Annotated in this window: 1 protein-coding gene; it reads right to left on the reverse strand. The window is 59.7% G+C overall.

Features of this window, described 5'->3' with window-relative positions:
* Positions 1-1,717: glycosyltransferase family 4 protein (locus ACEK02_RS06085; RefSeq protein ID WP_371420905.1), on the reverse strand; the 1,717-nt coding region annotated here is incomplete at its 3' end.
* Positions 1,718-2,079: the final 362 nt, after the last annotated feature.

The raw sequence follows: 2,079 nt of genomic DNA on the forward strand, positions 1-2,079 counted from the left end.
GCTCCAGGTTGCGATGGCCTGGGAAGCGCCGGAGAAGTTTTGAGATGCCGAGCAAACCGTAAGCCCACTCGCGAGGCGACGCGGATTCCATGAGGGACGGCGTGATCTCCAACATCCGGGCCGCCGCCCAGCCATCCAGTGAACGCGCGTTTTTGTGCCGCGCGACCGCTCCTAGCGCCCATATCGTGCGCCCTAGCGCGTCGCCCGCGCCGGCGCTTTCCACCCAGCACCGGTCAAAGCTCATGAAGTTGTGAACCTTCTTGGTTTCCGGGCGCCAAGCGTTTTCGACAAACGCGGCGTAGATGAGGAGAAGCTGATCCTCTTGCCCCGTCAGGGGGCGCACTGCCGCAAGTTCGGTGAGAACGAGCAGCGCGCGGGCGTTGTCGTCGAGGCAATAGCCATGCCGCCGATCGGGTACTGCAAATTTGGTGTGTTGCATCAGGCCGACGGAATCGGTGAGCGCTGCAAGGTGGTTGGTCGAGATGGGTGGCAACGGGGAGTTGCCCGGTTCGAGCGATGGAAAAGGGATGACGGTCGTGTTGGTGGCGCGCCGCTCAAGTCGGACTTCGGCAAAGACCGTAAAATACTGTTCCGCAACTCTCGACCATATCATAGCGCGGCCCCGCGCATAAGCGTTCGTCCGGACCTCGCTTCGCAGCGTATCGTCCTTGATCAACCGGCGGATTGCAGTTGCGAACCCTTCTGCCTGCCCGAACGGGACGAGCAGGCCACAGTCGTCCGCGAGCAGTTCCTGCGCGTACCAGAACGGCGTCGATACAACGGCTTTCCCGAGTGCGATGGCGTAAGCGAGCGTCCCGGATGCGATTTGCGCTTCGTTGGGGTAAGGTGACAGATAGATATCGCACGCGGCCAGATAATCGAGCAACTGGTCAAGCGTCAGGTATCTATCCACGAACCGGACATGGTCGCTGACGCCAAGTTCATCGGCAAGTGCCGTCAAACTTTCGCGGTAACGCTCTCCCTCGTCCCGCACGAGATTGGGATGGGTGGCCCCCACGATCATGTAGAGAAGCTTGGGGTTGTCCCCGACAAGTGCGGGCAGCGCGCGAATAGCGGTCTCGATGCCTTTGCCGGGTCCGAGTAGCCCAAAGGTCATCAGTAAGGTACGATCAGCCAGGTCCAGATCATGCTTGGCCATGGCCGGGTCCAGAAAAGGACGATCTGGCACACCATGTGGGATCACCGCGATCTTGTCGGGTGGAACCCCGTAGACATCTTGCAGGATCTGGCGCCCCTTGTCGGCCATTACGATCAGGCGGGCAGAACTCTCGATGAGCTCGTCCAAAACGCGGCGCTGAGCCGGATTGGGTGAGGCGAGGACGGTGTGCAGCGTCGTCACAAGCGGTGCGTTCAGTCCGCCCACGAGGCCGAGGACATGCTCGCCCGCTTCGCCGCCGAAAATTCCGAACTCATGCTGCAGCGAGACGATCTCGATATCCGCAACATTCAGGAAGTCCGCCGCCTCTTGGTAGGAGGCAGGATCCGCGTGATGAATTTCAAAGGGAACCTGATCGGAATAGTCGTAGACAATCTTGTTGTCCGTCATTGCAACCGTAAAGGCGCTAACTGAAGCGTCGGCGTGGATGAGCGCTTGCTGAAGGTCGTCCGTAAAGGTTGCGATTCCGCACTGGCGAGGCACACAGGTCCCGATCAGGGCCACGCGATTGGGCCGGGGAGCGGCGAAAGATCCTTGCATGCTCACACTCTCACGTTGTGGGCCTCTGCGAGCCGGCGCCACGAAGGCAGCAGCGCGTTTTGCCATTGCGCAATACGTTTACGGCAGCTTTGCAATCGACGGGCTGGCCGACCCAGAATGTTGTTGCCCTTGGACCATAGTCCAGAGTCAACATCTTTCGTCCGTGCCAACTACCCGCGTTATGGTGGGCTTTCTTTCAACGCTGATTGTTGCGTAAGAGACTGAGACGCTATGCGCTTTACGTATGTTCCACAGCACGGGATGTCGCGGCGTAAATGACTATAGGCGCCGGTGACATAAGGCTGAGAGAGGTGGCCTGGCAAAACTGGACAGCGGGATAAGTGGATTTTCTGCCTGACGGC

It is taken from the genome of Tardiphaga sp. (assembly GCF_041424195.1).
Lineage (GTDB): Bacteria > Pseudomonadota > Alphaproteobacteria > Rhizobiales > Xanthobacteraceae > Tardiphaga.